The sequence below is a fragment of the Mesorhizobium sp. M0243 genome (genome assembly GCF_040321775.1).
GTDB lineage: Bacteria > Pseudomonadota > Alphaproteobacteria > Rhizobiales > Rhizobiaceae > Mesorhizobium.
Window position 1 is genome coordinate 115,721 of the sequence record NZ_JAMYSF010000009.1, and the last position, 15,413, is coordinate 131,133.

The following is a 15,413-nucleotide window of genomic DNA, read 5'->3' on the forward strand; positions in this document are numbered from 1 at the left end:
GTTGCCATGAAGCACCGGATTGGGTTTGCAGCGCTGGTCTTGCTTGGCGGTGTCGTTCAAGCGCAAGCTGATGTGAGACGCGGCGATTTCTCCCACGCCCTTTGGTATTCATCGAAGTGTCCGGCCTACGAACTTGACCCCGTCCGAGCCATGGAGGTGGCGGTGTCGGTGGGACTACCCGATACTCCGAGCTCAATCACAGTTGCGGCAAACGAAGGGACGAGTTCGATGATATCGAATGGGGTGCCCTTTATAGGCCATCCTGAACCGGCGCAGCTTTCCGACGAGGAATGCAGCGCCGCCTACTACTGGTTTGGTCCGCAGGGAACCAAGATCAAGGGCCTTCTGAAGCTCCGAGAAACTCAATAGCCAGTGCGATTAGCCTCCCGAAATCCTGCAGCGAAGCTGCCGTGGGGTCATCCCCCAAAGCGCTCAGTATGCCATGTTATCTTGCCGTCGATCTTCATGGGCTTGTGGATCACCAAGCGCTTCGGCAGGTGCTCCGGATGCATCTCCAGCAGCGTGATCTTGATCTGTGGCTTGCAACGGCTGCAATCGAACTTCAGCGTCTGCGGATCGACGCCGCCGCCGTAGACCATCATCAAGTCGGCCGACCGGCAGTAGCGGACATTGCCGCAGCTGAAATCGGTTCCGGAACATTTTAGCTTAAGTGCATGTTTCATTGGTTATGAAGATCGAAGCCGACGAATGCCGGGCAGCGTTGACGCTCATCCGGCGCACAATCGAGGAACACTGCCCGCCCGGCGTGCTGCCGAGCGAAGAGATGGTCAACGGGCTTTATGGTCCCGAACTGATCAATGAGGCGGAAGCCATTGCCGCCGCCATCGTAGCAACGATCGACCAGATGCAATTGCGCGTGATCATGAAACCGCCTTCCCCGAGCATTAAGGCTTAGCGTGGCCTTGCTGGAGGTTCCGCGCTTGGCCACACTGTAGCTCTTGACTGCGCGAGCGAGTTAGATCACCTTCGCTGCGTGTCCTGAGAGAAGCGGCCCAGGGTGCCTCGGAAAGGCCGCGTGATAACCGACGATGGGGGAGCCCTTACGTCGTAGACAACGAGCAGCACGGCTGCCCAAACACAACTCCCTCAGCATCAACATGGTCGCCACCCCGCGATGGGAGTTGCGGCCGCACGAATGTCATTGGAGAAGGCCATGCAAACGCAAAACGGCTACTGGTGGGCGGTCAGCATTAGGCAGGAGAACGATCGACCCGAGATTATCGACGTGGAAACCTATTCGTTTGGCCAAATGGCCACTCGGATTGGCGATCCCGATCCCTTCAATCTAATCGAGTTTGATCTGTTGCAGCGTGTCGATACAGATCGCCTGCCGACAACGGGTTCGGTCGATCGTGAGGCAGTTCAGGAAGGTTACTGGTGGGCTCTCGATCCGGCTGAGGGGCATCAAATAGTACTGATTGGCAAAGGAATGATCGTTCAAGACTTTAACGGCGACTTTGACCGCAGTCTCGATGAGTTCGAATTCCTGATGCCGATCGACACGAGCAGATGGCCCAATGGCAAACAGGGGATTCACATTCGAACGAGTCCGATCTAGAAGCCCGCCGGCTTGCCAAGCCGGTTCACGGATCGGCTCAGTCCGACGTGGCAGAACCCGAATCCACGACTTGCGCCGTGACCGAGGAAAGAATTCCCCTCTTCGTCAGGACAGGCTTTTCATAGGTCTTTTTCATAAGGTGCTCCCGCTTTTCCGATCACCGAAGGTGCTTTGGGGCAACCAAGTTGTCAAGCCGATGCTAAAATGCCCGCTATCTTTCGGCGCCGGCAGGATATGGGGTGCTGGATCAGCGTGGGTCAACGAGCGGCGGAGGGGCTGGCAGCGTTTGTATCACGGGCAGTGATTTCGTAATAAAAGCTTCCAATGCTGTTCTACTGACCCGCCATCAGTTAATTTAGTGGAGTGCCTTACCGAGCACCACGCGACTCCTTGACTCTCCCCGGCTCGAAGTTCTTTGTTCGCGCTGCGGGAGGAAAGTAAATGAGAGTACACGCGTACAGGGTCGCTCAGCGAGGACCTAGATCCCTTGAAGCTCTTTTGGATTGGCTTTGGGATCGACCTATGCACAACCGCTCGTTTCCTGGCAGGGCCGCTACAATGCGGCTTGAGAGCTTAGATAGGCAGGACGGATTCATTATGGCTGACTTCGCGGCTCCTCGGCAGGGGCACGGGCCGGGTAAAATGGCTCCAGAGGTGCCTGTGAGCGCTATTGCGATGGAAGCGGGCCACTCATTTGCGGAAGACACTGCTTTCGTGGTGGATACGGCAACGGGCTATATGGCCTTTCAATACAACCATAACGGCCCTCGCTTAGGGAGTGTCCGCGATTATCTCTTCTCCGCAGACAAGGCGGCGGGGATGCCGGGAGGCGGACGGCCTTTGAATGCGGATGCGTTTGGATTTGGCATTGGCTCCGTTCTAAAGCCTGAAGCCTATGCCCGCTTGCGCCGGTTCGGAATATTCCGATCGGTCGAGGTCGAGATCAGCCTTCCAGGAGCCTTGGCGGTTGACCTTGAGGCAGGCCGTAGCCTGAGCAGCGTCTTGAATGCGCCTTTGCCCGATGGCGTCGAAACGATGTCGATCAAACTACAGTCTACCGCCACGCGAGGCGGTCAGCTTTCGGCGGAGGGTGTCTGGGGTATAGCTGACGACATCGTGCGGTTGGGTAGCGCAGTAAAATCTGCCGTCATCGTCGGGAAGGTGGATGACCACACTCGTCAGGAGGAAGTCGATTTGATCTCGGAAAGGGTATCCACTGACGTTCGGATACAGTTGGGCAACGGGATGAGGTATGATAGAAATGACAGATGGATCGCACTGCGCGGAGCACTAGAGAGTTGGCAGGACGCCGGGGTGCTGCCGGTTTGAGGCTGAAACCAATCCACTTCGAGCGGTCATGGCCGTACATTGGCGCGGCAGTAGGCGTAGCTGTCTGGCACTATGTCGGCGGCTACAGCACTTTCCCATCTGACCCGCTACCGATGTTGGCGGCAGCGGGAACTGTAGCGTCCGTTTTAGTCGGCTTCATCATTACCGCTGAAACCATCGTGTTGGGCCTTACAGGCACTCCCGTATTCAAAAAGCTGGCTGCCACCGGTTATGCCGGGATGCTATTCAACTATTTGCACGAGGCGCTGTGGGGTGCGCTTAGCTTCCTAGTCGTATCGTTCCTTGGGTTCTTCACATTGCAAGCAGCCACCCCCCCGTTGCAAACGGGAGGAGCTCCAGCATGGTTTGCTACGCTATTCGTTTTGTGCGCAGTCGGCTCCATACTGCTTTTTGTACGGATATCTATAATTCTATCTTCGCTCCTTAAGACGGCATCGCGGACGCCGTAGAAGGCTCCCGATTTCTAAGTTCGCATATTGGAAGGTGCGCGGGCATGGGGGAATGTGTGCGGTTCGCTAAGCTGGCGATAATCGCTGCTGTGGGATTGGTTTTGCCCGCATGCACGGACGGGGCCCCGGAGCACTATTACGTCTTATGTGATGCGAAATCTGGAGACTGGACCCTCGTCGATTCCAGAAAAGACCAGAACGGCTACCTGATCGCGTGCACCTATCAATCTGCTGACAAAACTCAAGTGCGGACAGATGTATGCACTGAACATGGTTGCGATTGATTGGTTTGGCTCATGGGGGATCATTGCTTCCTCCGCAATTCGTCAAGCTCCACTTCATGTAATGGATACACGTGGCCCACGGCTCGGGCATGGAGCATGCACTAAAGTCCAACTCAGAACCGTCGAGAGCCAGTGTTAGACCTGACTAATGCAGTGATCCTGCACGGACGGGGCGTACGTTGGTGTATCAAATCAAAGAGTTCTTGGCTGGCCGAGTGACAGCCGAATATAGCTCCGTCGAGCCAACAGCTCTCAGTGCCGCGCAGATGGCGACGGGCCGCATGGTCACGTGCCATAAATCGGGGAACTTTCTCCTGGAAGTCACGGATATGACCAGCGGCCGTATATTTGCATTCCAGTACGCCGAGCTTCTCTACTGACGATTACCCGCCTCGCAGCGCACGCCAGATATCGGCCCAATAGGCGGTGACCAGCGAGGCCAGCGCCGCCGCCGCCATACCGGTCACGCCCAGGGCCCCGAGACCCATCAGCTTCCACCGGGTCACCTCGGCTGTAACGGCCTTCACGCCCGTCATGTCGTCATTGAGTTTGCTGACCGCAGTTTCGGTTGCCGCCACCCTGTCAACCAGCTCGTCGGTCTTGGCGTACCTCTTCGATCGACTTGCGGCGGCGCGATGTTCGGATGGCCCGTAACTCAGGGCGGCTCGGGAATCGCCGTCCTTGATAGCGTCGGATCTCGGTGGTAAGCGCTGTTCCGACGCAACCTTTCGCGCGTGGAGTTTACGCTTAAATCGCGCGTGGAGTTTACGCTTAAATCCAATGATCCCGGCAAGAGATGCCGGTATCACCTGCCCCGACCACTGCCGGATCTCCTCAGCCAATTGCTCGAGAACGCCTGTCGTCCCGGCGGGGAGCGGGTCCGGAAACCGTTGCTCGGGAAACGCGAGCGTTCCCCCTAGATGGACCGGCTGCGTCGAGGATGGCGTGACCACCCAACAGCTTTTCGAGAATGAGGAATTCGCCAGGAATTTTGCAGCCGGTCAAAGCAAGCGGCTCAACCCTCAACCGGCCCCACTAAAGCCAGATGGCAGACCCGCGCCTTAGCCACGCCTGTTTTGACGTCAGGTCGCCCGGATAGCTGTGGCAAGCGCGTGAGCTGGATGGCCTGCGAAAGCATTCGTAAACCATGCCAACACTGTAAATATTTTATATCGAACCGATCGGGTTGCAGGTGGTTGTGCACGGGTCTGCAACAAAGAGGCCCAGGTCATCCATGCACCGCTTATCCATTTTGCCCGCCCTCGTGATCTCCTTCGCAGTTGCTTACGGGGTTTGCGTCTGGGTGACCTCGGATAAGCCGGTCAGCTTTTTCGAAGCCCAAGCGGCGCCGCAAATGCGTGGAACTGTCGATGCCTCTGAATAGCTGCAACGCCACGGAAGGTTGGTCCGTTCGCGCTTGTTATTCGCATGGCGACCTTCGCACGAGCGCCCGGGCACGCGCTTCCTTCTCACGGCGGCGTAGGTCGAGTCGGACTTAATAGGTTGTGAAGTGTGCTGGCTTCGCCATCGCCATCGCCACAGCTTCTCGCACGATTGGCCCCAACGCCTCCGCCAAACGCCGAGCTGCAGCATCCTTTTGCTCTTCCGCCTCGAGATAAGAAGGGTGATGAGCTGATTTTTGCCAAGGTGAATAAAGCGATCATGCAAAGCGCACAGAAGCACGCGATGACTGCAAGCGAACAGGCGATAACAACTTCTGCCATGGTCGTCCTTTAAATGTCAGGGGCCAGCCGGCGGATCGTGTCCGCCACATAAGACGGCGCCAAGTGTGCATAATGCTTCTCGGCCATACGTGTGTCGCTGTGCCCGAGTGCCTGCGCAACGATGATCAGTGGAGCGCCATTGCGAACCATCGTACTGGCGTAGGTGTGCCGCAATTCATGAAGCGTTACATCGGAAAGGTTCGCTTGCTTCAGCAAAGCCTTCCACGGACGATGGTAAACAGCCTTGGCCCAAACGACGCCGCTGTCTTGGGTAAGCAGGGGTTCACTGCCTCCCCTGCCCTGAGCCAGCCGTTCAAACAACTCGGCACCGCCGGCCGGCAATGGGATATGGCGGGGCTTTCCGCTTTTGCTCTCGGCAACAAAGACCGATTTGTTGACAACGTCGTAATCGACCACCCGCAGTCGTGCGAGCTCGCTAAAGCGCGCGCCCGTGACCAACGCTGCTGAGACCAGGTCGCGGATCGCGCCGTTGCTCGCGGCCACAAGCGCCTTCTGCTCGGCTGGGGTTAAGAACCGGACCCGCGCGGCAGTGGTTCCGCGGTAAGGCCGCACCAGTCGCCAGGCGGTATCGTCACTAACAAGGCGATTATTGAAAGCCCAATTGAGCGCGGCCTTGAGCGTCGTCAGCGTGCGATTTGCTGTGTCGCGCCGACGCCGGATCACTTCCGGATCGGCGAGATCGACGGTAATGAAATTGACCTTGTCTGCAAACTTTCCGGTCCGGCGCCGCTTCTGCGCCGAGACCATGCCGTCGCGCCAGTTGCGGATTTTCTCAATGGTCAAGTCGGCAACTTTAGCTTTGCCGAGCTTCGAACGGATGTGGAATGCGGCGCGGCTTTTCGCGTCGTCGACCGATTTCATGCCCTCAGCAGTTCGGGCTTCGAAATACTTGTCGAATGCGGCGTTGACCGTCAACGCTGGGGCGGCCTCTGCACCGGCGCTCAGTGTCTTCACCCAAGCCCTGGCCGCCGCTTTCGCCTGCTCATGTGTGAGCACATCGGCGCCGTCGGCCGGAGAGGCATCATCGGCACGGCCGAGTTTTGTCTGAAGGCGCGTTCCGTCGGTGGCCCTGGACGCGCCTAGCCATGAGCCTCCTCGTCCCCGCGTCGTACGTCCTCGCCTATAACCGAGCCTTACTCCGGGGCTGATCACTTCCCATTCCGGCGTGTCAGAAGCTGGGAGCATCGCCCGGCTCGTTTTGCTGGCAAGATTGCTGCGTCTCTGCGCCATTCGCGTCCCTGAGTTTTCGTTGTCGATTTCGTTGCTTTACAAGCCACGAAACCGCGTTATCGTCTCTGAGACTATATGCGATAAAGCACAATGAAATCAAATGCCTAATAGACTCTCACGTAACCTCATGTTGTGCCAGACACCGCCCTTTCACGGCGGTAACAGGGGTTCGATTCCCCTTGGGCGTACCAGATCTTTCAACGACTTAGCCGAATCTGTACCCCATTCGTCACATAAGCGTCGAATAAGCGCAGCGAATTTCAGCGGACGTTCGCGCACAAACCGAATCAACGTGACTGAGAAAAGCCCGCCACCGTGAGGTAGCGGGCCAAACGCGACAGTTCAGGCTGCGCCGCCTTCCGAAGCGTTGACCGCCTCTTCCAATACTTCTTCCGGTAGGAACGACCAGAGCAGCGCGTCAATGTCCTCATGCTTGGTCCGCGATTATGTCGGGTGCGAGCAGATCGAAGTTGGCTTGGTGGACTGGATAACCAGCAAGTAGCAACAAGGAAACCTTTTTCGGGGTTAGGAATTAAGGCCATATGGCCCGCTTCTTCTTTGATCTAACGGACGATGGCGAAGTGTTTCCCGACCCTGAAGGAACCGAGCTTAAAAGCCGGAAAGCCGCTGAAGATGAGGCAGCAACAGCGTTACTCGAAATAGCCAAAGACCAGATGCCGGAAACTTTCAGGAAAGTTGCCATCCGTGTCCGCGACCACACCAGCAAGCCGCTATTCACCGTGAAGGTCACGTTCGAGTGGGTGCGTGAGCTGCCCGATGGATGAGGACATCGCCTTAGAGCTATTCATTATGGCGGCGCACCGACGCCAGCGACATGCGGTCGCTGAGGCAGACAACATGCTTTCGGCCATCGCGGACACGCGCCGCACAATCGCAGAGTCGCGCAAGCTGCTAGAAGGACTAACCGACACGTCAGGCCTTAAGTGGGTAGCACCGGCCCAGTAGTGTTCCACCGGATGAACTCGACTTCCCTTCCGGTCACATCCCGCACGGCTTTCAAAAGCACCTCATGTAAGACGCGTGTCTGTCTGTAGTGGTCGCAGTGCGGCGATATGAACGGCTTGACGATGCTCAGGTGCAGCGCTTCCGCTGCCACCAGAAAGCGCTCGATTTCAACCTGTGATAACTGCTTGGAAGGTTTCGATCGGGCCATTTGTGCGAACTCCGTTTGAGGGGATCGCCGCAACGGAAGGATTATATTCCTCATCGCCATCGGGCTGGCAAGCGACCGTAGTCGGCCCGTTCAAGCAGCCGAGCATCGAGCGCGAGCATCAGCGGCTAAAGCGACCTAGCACCCGGATCGACCTTTCTTGATTTGTGAAGCCTTGGCTTCGGCAGCAAGGCGTTGTTCTCGAAGTCGGGCAGTTTTTGTATCTCGCGCCTCTCTCTCGGCCGCGTTAGCAATCTTTGCCTCACGGTCTGCGCGCTCCAACCGGTCTTTGTCGACGCTCCGCTGGGACAGTTTGGCCTCCTGCAGAAGAACCTTCAATTTACAGTTTGCTAAAATGTTCCCATCAATTTTGTCGCCCTGAGGGAGCAGTGACGGCCTTCCGATGTTCTGCTCCGCCAGGGGAACCGAGCGCGATCCAAACTTCCTTTTCGGAGCGTGTTCCAGTGGGTCCGCCCCCACTGGCGGGCAGAGGCGGACCCGGCCGGGGCTTGGAGCCTCGGCCCGGCAGCGGGGGACGCTGCCGCCATTTCCAACCCCCCTCGATATATCAGGTTCCGCTATTACACAAAAAGCCCCCACCGTTCGGCAGCGGGCCAAACCTTGGATGGAAATCAGATCACCAGCAGGGTTCGAACAGTGGCCAATTCACCGGTCCGTCCCGTGCCACTGAATGAACGACGCATCCTTAGGGGCCGGAACTTTGATGCAATAGCGAAGTTCGAGAGGAGATATTTTCGCAGCAGGCACGCAATGAACGGGATCGTAAACGACATCCTGGCCGAGGTGGCAGAGATACTTCCGTCGCTATCACCGGACGAAAAAGATTTGCTGCCGAAACTGCCAGTCGACGCGCCCAATTTTCCCAACGACCTGGAACCAGTGATTCGAGCGGAGACGCCACCCCCGAAGCAGAAAGCAGAAACCGCAGACCGTCACTGCGACGGGAAGCCGCCTCAAGGCGAAGCCTGATGTCGGACGACGGGCGGAACCGAGTTCGGGAAGGCGCGTTGCTCACCAGCGCCACGTCACGAAAGGCCGGAGCAATGGTGGACAATCTATCTCGCAGGCAAGAACAGCGTGGCACGCGAAGACTCATGGCGTGGGGCGTGGCGGTTATCGCCGTCCTTTTTCTAGGCCTGATAGCATTCTTTGTACTCACGCCTTTATCGAACGGCTCTTGGCAGACAGCACCGTTCAAGCGTGCTCCTGAGCAAAACCAGGGCGGTAATGCGCCAGCGGACACGTCACCCAGCCCAGGCGTGAAAAAAGACCCTCAGGAAAATACTGAAATGCCCGAGCAGCAGTAGTGGGGTGGGAACAAATCCGCACCGGTCTGGAAAACTTCTTTCGGGGCTGCCGGGCGATTTTAACAAAGAACTCGCCCGCCGACCTTTCCCGCGCGGACCTTCTGGTAATGCTCCTACGAGCGGCCCTGATGCTCCGAAACGTAACCGGCCCAGCGCTTGACCCGAGGGTCCAAGAGCCCTTGTCGGGCGTGGCGGAAGAAATGGGGCTCACGAGGGCGGACCTCATCCGAACCATAGAGAGCGATTGGCTTGTCGCTAATGCGTATCTGCCGGTTCCGCATGCATTGGACGAGGACAGCACTGTGGAAGGAAACGCAGAAAGTGAAGGTGGCAGGATCACATTGGTGAAAGATTACATTCGCCAAACCACGTTGCGCGGCTCTCGCCCGAGCAGCGTCAAGAGCCTCCGCCGACCTGTCAGAGCCGATGACAAGACCTGTGGGTCCGACAACATCTGCCGCGAGAAAGGCGACATCCCCGGCGCCGCTCCCCACATCAAGGACATGCATTCCCGCTCGGAGACCAGCTCGCCGTAGGTAATCCCGTGTCAGCGGGTCAACCAATGTCGCCTGCGTCGCCAGCCTTTTTAGTTCTCTTTCCGAATGCCCAGTTCGTATTCGTGCTGACGTTCGCTTGTCATACTGGTGTCCCCCCGGATGAAAAAGCACAACAAGTTAGAGCTCGAATGCAGGCCCTTGGCGCACTCTAAAGCCGAGCGGCTCATCTGCACTTTAGAGATGTCTAACATAAATGGCGGCTGAAAGGGTGTCTAGGCGCATCCTCATTGGACCCTCCCAGAAGTCCTTCAGCGAGGCGAACCCGCCGTGCCGGCCCAGCACGACGGTTTTTTCGAAAGTGGCTACATCCTGAGAATCGACCGCTATGCATCAACCTGGGACAGGAAAGTCCCAACGGAAGGTCAGCAGCCTTCCGTGGTCTTTTTCATCTGGCCAGGAGCAGCCGAGTTAGCATCGGTATCCTGTTGACCTGGCGCTGCCTGCTTGGCGCTGCCAGTTTGTTGACCCGGAGCGCAGTCCTTGGCGGAGTTCGAGTTCGTTCCACTCGTGGTGGTCGAATCCGTGCCCTGATCGGTCGTAGTGCTCGGCATGGTCTTGGTTGTCGAGGTCGACGATCCGCCTGTGGTCGTGTCGGTCGATTGCGCAAATGCGAGGCCAGTTGACAGTGCCATAATGGCTGAAGCGAAAAGAACCTGTTTCATGATCAACTCCATTTCGGAATGTCCCTTTGGTACCGAACTTCGCTGCGGCACGACGGTTCCAAGAAAAATGGGCAATCCAGAGGTCCGCACCTGGGATTGCCCTATGGCCCGCCACTGGGAAGCTCTCTGCCGTTATCTTCAACGAAGACCTGTCTTCCGCGATCACACCATAGGCTAACGCGGTCACACGGGTCATAATCCTGCTACAAAGTGGTCGATTCCTCAGGGATGTAGCCGCTCCAAGAGCCCGCCGCAGGTCGCCCCCGTGGCGGGCTTTTCAATTGCACGGTCGAGTTGGGTTCTCGGCACTGCGATGATGAGAAAGCCCCGCAGTGGTGGTAAGCCCGTATTTATTGCCTGGTTTCCCGGCTTTAAACAGCTGACTTCGCGGTGTGCGGATTCGGGCAAAAAGCCGGATTCTGCCTGATGAAGGCGAAGGCGAGCCACCACGGTCAAAGAGTGGGTGTTGCAACCCCCTCAAGCGCAATTATCCTGGTATTGGCGCAACGCTTCCGGATTTCAATAAGGCGGGCGTATTCCGGCGAATTGTACCAGCCCATCAATGACGTCATGTCGGGGAACTCGATAATAACCAAACGGTGTGGCTCCCAATCACCCTCCAAAACCTTGGTCGCACCGCCACGACCTAGATATCTCCCACCATAACGCTCCTCGGTGGCTGGCACATCGCGCCGGTATTCCTCGAAGACGGCAGCATCCTTTATGTCTACATCCGCGATCAGATAGGCGGCCATTTGCGCTTCCTTCTCCTCGACGGCGCCCGATCGTTGCGCTCCGGTGCCGGGGTGGGGCCTGTCGGTTAAGACAACTCTCTTCTGCGCTTCAACCGGCATCCGCCAATGCGAAGTCAAAAGCCGGTTACAATCCACGGGTTGGAGTCGTACCCGAGGCGCGGCTCTGCCTTTGCGCCGCTATCTTCCGGTTTGGCGGTTCCGGTGAAACCGCAGTCCAGATTTGGAACGGGCTTCTTGGCTGACGGGTTGGTGGAACACAAGGCGGCGGCGTCACTGACCGCCACCTTCTTTTCCTTGGCAACAGCGACACCAGCCGTAGCGAAAACGACAGCCACGCAAAATACAGCCACTCTCATTTGAACCCCCATATTGCACCCGACAGATGGTCGGACATGACCTAGCGTCACCTTAATATTAGCACTACGAAATATATTATCTAGCCCCGTGCCATCAAAAGCAGGCTGAGTGCCAAGCTTGCATCGTGACCGCCAAAACCGGTGCCGATCTGGACACCAGCCGGCATGAGTCGCATTCTGCTCGTGGAGAAGGATGTGGATCGACAAAAAACAGGGGCTGATCAGGCCAAACGCTGGCGGGACCGGGCCCTGCGCAGTCGCCGCAGGCGTCTGTCACACAACATTGTGTCGTGGGCGCTGATCCTCATGGCGATAACCATTCTCGGTGGTCTGATCGCGCTCAAGGCGTACAAGTAAGCAGAGCCCCAGCGCGCGAGGCTATCAGGCCACAGCCTAGCCGCTGCCAAGCAGCGGCACGGTAACGGTTGTCGCGTAGTTGATCGGGAAGGAACTGAAGTAGGGGAAGTCGATGACGAAGGCATAGGCCGCGGTCAGATGCGCCATGCGGAAGCCGCCGCTCACGGGGTCGATGGCGATCGTGACGTTCACGTCTTTAAACCCCAAGGCCTGCAATTTCTGCGTGGCGATCGATTGAATGTCGGCCTGGGTCAGCGTGTTCTTAAGCTGCAGCGAGCGCGCTGACGTCTCCAGCGTATAGCGAACACTGGAGACCGAGTGCATCGACCAGCCAAAAGCGAAGATCCCGAACAGCAGCATGACGAGGAAGGGGGCGATCAGCGCGAACTCCAGCCCGGCCCCGCCCGATCGATCCTGCCGGAACGCGCTTACCCTAGCGGACACGGATCATCTCCTGGTGACCGATTACAGTGGAAGTGGCAAATGGGCCGAAGGCAATTGGCGGCACCCAGGTGGCCGATGCCTGGATCTGGACATAGACCGACGGCACCTTCGGCCCACTGCACAAGGTGGCAGCGTCGACCACGGCCGTCCCGCACATGTAAATCCGGCTTAGCGTGACCTGGCCGTCCTCCGGCCGATTCTCCCAGCTCGCAATGGCAACAGCCTTGGTCGCCGCATCATTGGTCGATCCGCTCATGACCAGGTTCGAGGCGGTCTTCACGCCGGCGCGCATCGAGAGCGAACTCGTTACGTAAGACCAGCCGTCCAGAATACCGAGCAGCACCAGGCACAGGATGGGCAGCACCATTGCGAATTCGACCGCCGCAACGCCCGCTTGATCGCTCAGGATCGGCACCGATCGGCGTTCCACGGAGGCTACTCTACCAGCGCCACGGACTGCGCCGCCGGAATGTCGCGCATCCCGAGGCTCTTGCAATCCTGGTTGACGGTCGCGCTGCCGGACCATTGAATTGTGTTGGCGACCACCTGGGTGCAGCCGCTGTTGCCCGAGAAGTTGCCGAGATAATTGACCTGTTGCTTAGGAAAATAGAGCGCGCCGGTCAAAAGCGAGTCCGCCGTGCCGTTGAAGGTGCTCTGGGCCGCGGTCCCCGTCCTGTCGCCATAAAACAGCACCCCGGAATAGGTGCCTGAAGTCGGCGCGCTGAGCTTCACGGAGGCGTTGCCGTTCATGCTGACGGTGTTGCTGCCTTGCATGAAGATGGTAACCCCGGTGCCCAAAATGACCGCACCCGCGTTGATCTTCAAATTGCCCTGCACGACATAGACGCCGGGAGACAGCGTGATGGTGCCGTTAAGGTTCATGCCACCGCAATAGGTCCCGGGCTGGATTGTCTGCGTCGTCTTGTTGCCGTTAATATTCTTGCACGGGTTGCTGGCCGCAGGCGTTGGCAGGTCGGCAAATGGATCGGCGGCAGGCAGTGCCTGGGTGATCGGGGCCTCGCAGACGGTGGTGACGGGATTGCTGAGGGAGACGCCGCCCGCCGATATCAGGCAATCCACCTGGAGGGCCGCCGAGCCCTGAAGCTTGATGGCGTCCGGGGCGTTCGAATTGGACATGATGACGCAGTGTGTGACCTTCACGCTGGTATTGCCGGAAAACAGTACAGCCTGTGGGGCGACCGGATCGAGCGCTTCCATGCAGGCCTTCGAGCCATCGATGATAAGTGCGACCGCCCTCGCCTGCTCGGGAACCGGGGTCTGCGTGAAGATCAAGGTGAACATCCGGTCGAGGTTTTGGCGGACTATGACCTCGACCGCTTTCTTCGCCGTGTTCGGTCCGGACGCCGGCGGCGTATTGACGACGATGGTGCCCGAGCCCAACCCGTTCGTCGCGGCCGACTGGGTCGCGGCCGCGACGATTGTCGGCTTGTTGGAACCCGAGATCTGTTCGAGCGCACCGGCATAGGCGGCGGCATCGGCCGTCGCCTGCAATTTCAGGCTGTTGTAGTACCAATAGGAGGTCTCGACACCGAAGCCTGCGCCGCCGACAACGACCGGCAAGGTCAGAGCAAAAATGGTGGCGACGTTAGCGCCCGTGCTCCGGCGCATGGCGTCCATTACAAGCCGAACACGGGTGAAGCTACTCAAGGCCATGGTTTAAATTAGAAAGCACGCATAGATGAACGAATGGCTAAAAAGTTCGTTGCATTTTTGAGCAGTGGTCCATTGGCTTCAAAAAAGAAGTGTTTCGCTGGCTGACCAACGCGCAAGCGCATCGATGTCTCAGAGTGGGCCACCCCTCAAGGCCGGCGGGAAATTGCCGGATTCGCAGCCGAGACCGCGCGAACAACGACCGGGTCTCCGAAAAACACACCGGAGTAAGTGTATTTACAAATTACTGATGCATGTGTGGAGGATGGAGGTTCAGGATTTGCTTCAAGCGGAAAGAATTGGCATCGACTCCGAGGCCGTATCAGCCAACATCTCTCGCTGCACGGCCAGGAAAAACCTGCGCACTTCATCGCCGGCTGCTGTTCTGTCCCTGCCGGATCCGACCACAAGATCGAGCAACTCCGACGCCTTGGCTCTCCAGAACGAGGTGGCGGTCTCGCCATGCAGGTTGCCGAGCTTGGCGGCAACCTCTCTAACCAAGAATACCTGACGGTCGATCGGGAATGCACGGACTTTTTCTGGGGACATCTTCCAAACCATGAGACTGACGCAACGAATCACCATCGCCAACAAGCAATGGCGTAGCCGGGAAGGTGGAAACGGAAGCTTAACGGCGCTGACGTAGGTGCTGCGGTCGTCGGGGACGAAAGGGCGCAGCCCTACGCTCACGACATCGCCGCGTGCGTTCAAACGCGATCGTTGACGTAGGAATCGGGGCAGGCGAAACGGGCGACGGCCCTCAGGCCTGGAGCGCCCTCGCCTCACCGCCGCGCTTGCGCGGCGTCATCATGTCCCTGGCCATCAGTCCACTGGCGCGGCAAAACGCCATGAACGCCCGGCAGGCATCCTCGGTCTTGACCACCTCCACCGTGGCGCCAAAGCAGGCGTTGAACGCTTTCTGATAGATCGGGCCCTGACGGCGCGCAGGCCAGTCCTGGAGAAAATCGAGCGCCTGTTCGACGCCATAGATCTCCTCGACTGGCAGACCGGATCCAGGCGCTATGCGCACCGGCACCTCGAATTGCAGTCTATCCATTTCCTGTCTCCCGAACGGCGTCGCCGAGGCAACGCCGTTCGTCGTCAAAAGTTGCTTTGACCGGCTTTTGGCTCAGAAATGTGTCGTCACTTGGGTCGCGGGCCGCCACATCGCGCCAAAGAAATCGCGCATCCGAGATCTGTCCTGGGTGCCATATGCTCACTGGTTCGCCGAATCCGTCTCCGCGTCGAAGGCCATGCGAATGGCGGTGATCAGTACAAATACCGTCGGCACGGCGAAGATGCCGCCGAGAACAAGGGCCGCCATCGCCGACAGGCCGAGCGTCTCGGCAACCGCCCAATAGACGGTTCCGATGCAGATGAGCGCCTGGACGGAGAGAAACATGGCAGCCGAGGCCGCGCGCGACAGGGTTTTGAAAGTCTTGATGCGTTGTTGCATTGAAATAATCCGGAAATGA

Annotated in this window: 23 protein-coding genes and 1 tRNA gene; 9 read left to right on the forward strand and 15 right to left on the reverse strand. The window is 58.2% G+C overall.

The window, feature by feature from the left end; all coding sequences use genetic code 11:
• Nucleotides 1–6 precede the first annotated feature (6 nt).
• Nucleotides 7–369 carry a hypothetical protein gene (locus tag NKJ11_RS14595; protein ID WP_352793636.1) on the forward strand — a complete coding sequence of 121 codons (363 nt, stop codon included), beginning with the start codon at nt 7–9 and terminating at the stop codon, nt 367–369.
• Nucleotides 370–416: 47 nt separating this feature from the next.
• Here the strand turns inward: NKJ11_RS14595 and NKJ11_RS14600 are convergent, their stop codons facing one another.
• Nucleotides 417–602 carry a hypothetical protein gene (locus NKJ11_RS14600; protein WP_352793637.1) on the reverse strand — a complete coding sequence of 62 codons (186 nt, stop codon included), beginning with the start codon at nt 600–602 and terminating at the stop codon, nt 417–419.
• 86 nt (nt 603–688) lie between these two features.
• Between NKJ11_RS14600 and NKJ11_RS14605 the strand changes: the two genes are divergently transcribed.
• Together NKJ11_RS14605 and NKJ11_RS14610 are read left to right on the forward strand one after the other, a co-directional pair.
• A complete protein-coding gene (locus NKJ11_RS14605; protein ID WP_352793638.1) occupies nt 689–916 on the forward strand; it encodes a hypothetical protein in 228 nt (75 codons plus the stop codon).
• A 258-nt stretch (nt 917–1,174) separates the two neighbouring features.
• A complete protein-coding gene (locus NKJ11_RS14610) occupies nt 1,175–1,579 on the forward strand; it encodes a hypothetical protein (RefSeq protein WP_352793640.1) in 405 nt (134 codons plus the stop codon).
• A 37-nt stretch (nt 1,580–1,616) separates the two neighbouring features.
• On the opposite strand, the gene NKJ11_RS14615 is transcribed toward NKJ11_RS14610, so the two are convergent.
• On the reverse strand, nt 1,617–1,715 hold the full coding sequence (locus NKJ11_RS14615) for a putative RiPP precursor (RefSeq protein WP_352793641.1): 99 nt from the start codon (nt 1,713–1,715) through the stop codon (nt 1,617–1,619).
• A gap of 461 nt (nt 1,716–2,176) precedes the next feature.
• Between NKJ11_RS14615 and NKJ11_RS14620 the strand changes: the two genes are divergently transcribed.
• Entirely contained in the window at nt 2,177–2,908 is a 732-nt protein-coding gene (locus NKJ11_RS14620) for a hypothetical protein (protein ID WP_352793643.1), read from the forward strand.
• A gap of 1,137 nt (nt 2,909–4,045) precedes the next feature.
• Here the strand turns inward: NKJ11_RS14620 and NKJ11_RS14625 are convergent.
• Both NKJ11_RS14625 and NKJ11_RS14630 read right to left on the reverse strand, forming a co-directional pair.
• Nucleotides 4,046–4,504: a DUF1515 family protein gene (locus NKJ11_RS14625; RefSeq protein ID WP_352793644.1), complete on the reverse strand. Its 459-nt coding sequence runs from the start codon at nt 4,502–4,504 to the stop codon at nt 4,046–4,048.
• 891 nt (nt 4,505–5,395) lie between these two features.
• On the reverse strand, nt 5,396–6,637 hold the full coding sequence (locus tag NKJ11_RS14630) for a tyrosine-type recombinase/integrase (protein ID WP_352793645.1): 1,242 nt from the start codon (nt 6,635–6,637) through the stop codon (nt 5,396–5,398).
• Between the two features lie 100 nt (nt 6,638–6,737).
• On the opposite strand from NKJ11_RS14630, the gene NKJ11_RS14635 reads away from it, so the two are divergent.
• Both NKJ11_RS14635 and NKJ11_RS14640 read left to right on the forward strand, forming a co-directional pair.
• Nucleotides 6,738–6,828: transfer RNA gene (locus tag NKJ11_RS14635), tRNA-Glu, on the forward strand.
• Nucleotides 6,829–7,179: 351 nt separating this feature from the next.
• A complete protein-coding gene (locus NKJ11_RS14640; protein ID WP_023810468.1) occupies nt 7,180–7,422 on the forward strand; it encodes a DUF6894 family protein in 243 nt (80 codons plus the stop codon).
• Between the two features lie 155 nt (nt 7,423–7,577).
• Here the strand turns inward: NKJ11_RS14640 and NKJ11_RS14645 are convergent, their stop codons facing one another.
• Nucleotides 7,578–7,811, reverse strand: coding sequence for a hypothetical protein (locus tag NKJ11_RS14645; RefSeq protein ID WP_352552867.1), 234 nt, complete (start codon nt 7,809–7,811; stop codon nt 7,578–7,580).
• A 768-nt stretch (nt 7,812–8,579) separates the two neighbouring features.
• Here NKJ11_RS14645 and NKJ11_RS14650 point away from each other — a divergent pair.
• Nucleotides 8,580–8,798: a hypothetical protein gene (locus tag NKJ11_RS14650; RefSeq protein WP_352610663.1), complete on the forward strand. Its 219-nt coding sequence runs from the start codon at nt 8,580–8,582 to the stop codon at nt 8,796–8,798.
• A 38-nt stretch (nt 8,799–8,836) separates the two neighbouring features.
• Nucleotides 8,837–9,136 carry a hypothetical protein gene (locus tag NKJ11_RS14655; RefSeq protein ID WP_352610662.1) on the forward strand — a complete coding sequence of 100 codons (300 nt, stop codon included), beginning with the start codon at nt 8,837–8,839 and terminating at the stop codon, nt 9,134–9,136.
• 113 nt (nt 9,137–9,249) lie between these two features.
• On the opposite strand, the gene NKJ11_RS14660 is transcribed toward NKJ11_RS14655, so the two are convergent.
• From NKJ11_RS14660 to NKJ11_RS14675, 4 genes are all read right to left on the reverse strand, one after another.
• Nucleotides 9,250–9,804, reverse strand: a complete 555-nt coding sequence (locus NKJ11_RS14660; RefSeq protein WP_352793646.1) for a methyltransferase domain-containing protein — start codon at nt 9,802–9,804, stop codon at nt 9,250–9,252.
• A 251-nt stretch (nt 9,805–10,055) separates the two neighbouring features.
• On the reverse strand, nt 10,056–10,355 hold the full coding sequence (locus tag NKJ11_RS14665; RefSeq protein ID WP_127297149.1) for a hypothetical protein: 300 nt from the start codon (nt 10,353–10,355) through the stop codon (nt 10,056–10,058).
• A 452-nt stretch (nt 10,356–10,807) separates the two neighbouring features.
• Entirely contained in the window at nt 10,808–11,110 is a 303-nt protein-coding gene (locus NKJ11_RS14670) for a DUF1330 domain-containing protein (protein WP_127297148.1), read from the reverse strand.
• A 113-nt stretch (nt 11,111–11,223) separates the two neighbouring features.
• Nucleotides 11,224–11,466, reverse strand: a complete 243-nt coding sequence (locus NKJ11_RS14675) for a hypothetical protein (protein WP_352555229.1) — start codon at nt 11,464–11,466, stop codon at nt 11,224–11,226.
• Nucleotides 11,467–11,631: 165 nt separating this feature from the next.
• Between NKJ11_RS14675 and NKJ11_RS14680 the strand changes: the two genes are divergently transcribed.
• Nucleotides 11,632–11,823: a hypothetical protein gene (locus NKJ11_RS14680; protein WP_352555231.1), complete on the forward strand. Its 192-nt coding sequence runs from the start codon at nt 11,632–11,634 to the stop codon at nt 11,821–11,823.
• Nucleotides 11,824–11,859: 36 nt separating this feature from the next.
• Here the strand turns inward: NKJ11_RS14680 and NKJ11_RS14685 are convergent, their stop codons facing one another.
• From NKJ11_RS14685 to NKJ11_RS14710, 6 genes are all read right to left on the reverse strand, one after another.
• A complete protein-coding gene (locus tag NKJ11_RS14685; protein ID WP_023810463.1) occupies nt 11,860–12,267 on the reverse strand; it encodes a TadE/TadG family type IV pilus assembly protein in 408 nt (135 codons plus the stop codon).
• A complete protein-coding gene (locus NKJ11_RS14690) occupies nt 12,257–12,697 on the reverse strand; it encodes a TadE/TadG family type IV pilus assembly protein (RefSeq protein WP_352610660.1) in 441 nt (146 codons plus the stop codon). The genes NKJ11_RS14685 and NKJ11_RS14690 overlap by 11 nt, the downstream gene beginning before the upstream one ends.
• Nucleotides 12,698–12,702: 5 nt before the next feature.
• Complete coding sequence (locus NKJ11_RS14695; RefSeq protein WP_502895804.1) at nt 12,703–13,896, reverse strand: pilus assembly protein TadG-related protein; 1,194 nt, start codon at nt 13,894–13,896, stop codon at nt 12,703–12,705.
• Between the two features lie 327 nt (nt 13,897–14,223).
• Nucleotides 14,224–14,628, reverse strand: a complete 405-nt coding sequence (locus NKJ11_RS14700; protein WP_245486113.1) for a DUF6074 family protein — start codon at nt 14,626–14,628, stop codon at nt 14,224–14,226.
• A 70-nt stretch (nt 14,629–14,698) separates the two neighbouring features.
• Nucleotides 14,699–14,995: a DUF982 domain-containing protein gene (locus NKJ11_RS14705; protein WP_128303352.1), complete on the reverse strand. Its 297-nt coding sequence runs from the start codon at nt 14,993–14,995 to the stop codon at nt 14,699–14,701.
• A 159-nt stretch (nt 14,996–15,154) separates the two neighbouring features.
• Nucleotides 15,155–15,394 (reverse strand): hypothetical protein, encoded by a 240-nt coding sequence (locus NKJ11_RS14710; RefSeq protein WP_023810458.1) that lies wholly within the window; start codon nt 15,392–15,394, stop codon nt 15,155–15,157.
• Nucleotides 15,395–15,413 lie beyond the last annotated feature (19 nt).

Coding starts and splice junctions, on each gene's coding strand:
- NKJ11_RS14595 (WP_352793636.1), top strand. CDS start 7: ATGAAGCACCGGATTGGGTTTGCAGCGCTGGTCTTGCTTGGCGGTGTC.
- NKJ11_RS14600 (WP_352793637.1), bottom strand. CDS start 602: ATGATGGTCTACGGCGGCGGCGTCGATCCGCAGACGCTGAAGTTCGAT.
- NKJ11_RS14605 (WP_352793638.1), top strand. CDS start 689: ATGAAGATCGAAGCCGACGAATGCCGGGCAGCGTTGACGCTCATCCGG.
- NKJ11_RS14610 (WP_352793640.1), top strand. CDS start 1,175: ATGCAAACGCAAAACGGCTACTGGTGGGCGGTCAGCATTAGGCAGGAG.
- NKJ11_RS14615 (WP_352793641.1), bottom strand. CDS start 1,715: ATGAAAAAGACCTATGAAAAGCCTGTCCTGACGAAGAGGGGAATTCTT.
- NKJ11_RS14620 (WP_352793643.1), top strand. CDS start 2,177: ATGGCTGACTTCGCGGCTCCTCGGCAGGGGCACGGGCCGGGTAAAATG.
- NKJ11_RS14630 (WP_352793645.1), bottom strand. CDS start 6,637: ATGGCGCAGAGACGCAGCAATCTTGCCAGCAAAACGAGCCGGGCGATG.
- NKJ11_RS14640 (WP_023810468.1), top strand. CDS start 7,180: ATGGCCCGCTTCTTCTTTGATCTAACGGACGATGGCGAAGTGTTTCCC.
- NKJ11_RS14645 (WP_352552867.1), bottom strand. CDS start 7,811: ATGGCCCGATCGAAACCTTCCAAGCAGTTATCACAGGTTGAAATCGAG.
- NKJ11_RS14650 (WP_352610663.1), top strand. CDS start 8,580: ATGAACGGGATCGTAAACGACATCCTGGCCGAGGTGGCAGAGATACTT.
- NKJ11_RS14665 (WP_127297149.1), bottom strand. CDS start 10,355: ATGAAACAGGTTCTTTTCGCTTCAGCCATTATGGCACTGTCAACTGGC.
- NKJ11_RS14670 (WP_127297148.1), bottom strand. CDS start 11,110: ATGGCCGCCTATCTGATCGCGGATGTAGACATAAAGGATGCTGCCGTC.
- NKJ11_RS14675 (WP_352555229.1), bottom strand. CDS start 11,466: ATGAGAGTGGCTGTATTTTGCGTGGCTGTCGTTTTCGCTACGGCTGGT.
- NKJ11_RS14680 (WP_352555231.1), top strand. CDS start 11,632: ATGAGTCGCATTCTGCTCGTGGAGAAGGATGTGGATCGACAAAAAACA.
- NKJ11_RS14695 (WP_502895804.1), bottom strand. CDS start 13,896: ATGCGCCGGAGCACGGGCGCTAACGTCGCCACCATTTTTGCTCTGACC.
- NKJ11_RS14705 (WP_128303352.1), bottom strand. CDS start 14,995: ATGGATAGACTGCAATTCGAGGTGCCGGTGCGCATAGCGCCTGGATCC.
- NKJ11_RS14710 (WP_023810458.1), bottom strand. CDS start 15,394: ATGCAACAACGCATCAAGACTTTCAAAACCCTGTCGCGCGCGGCCTCG.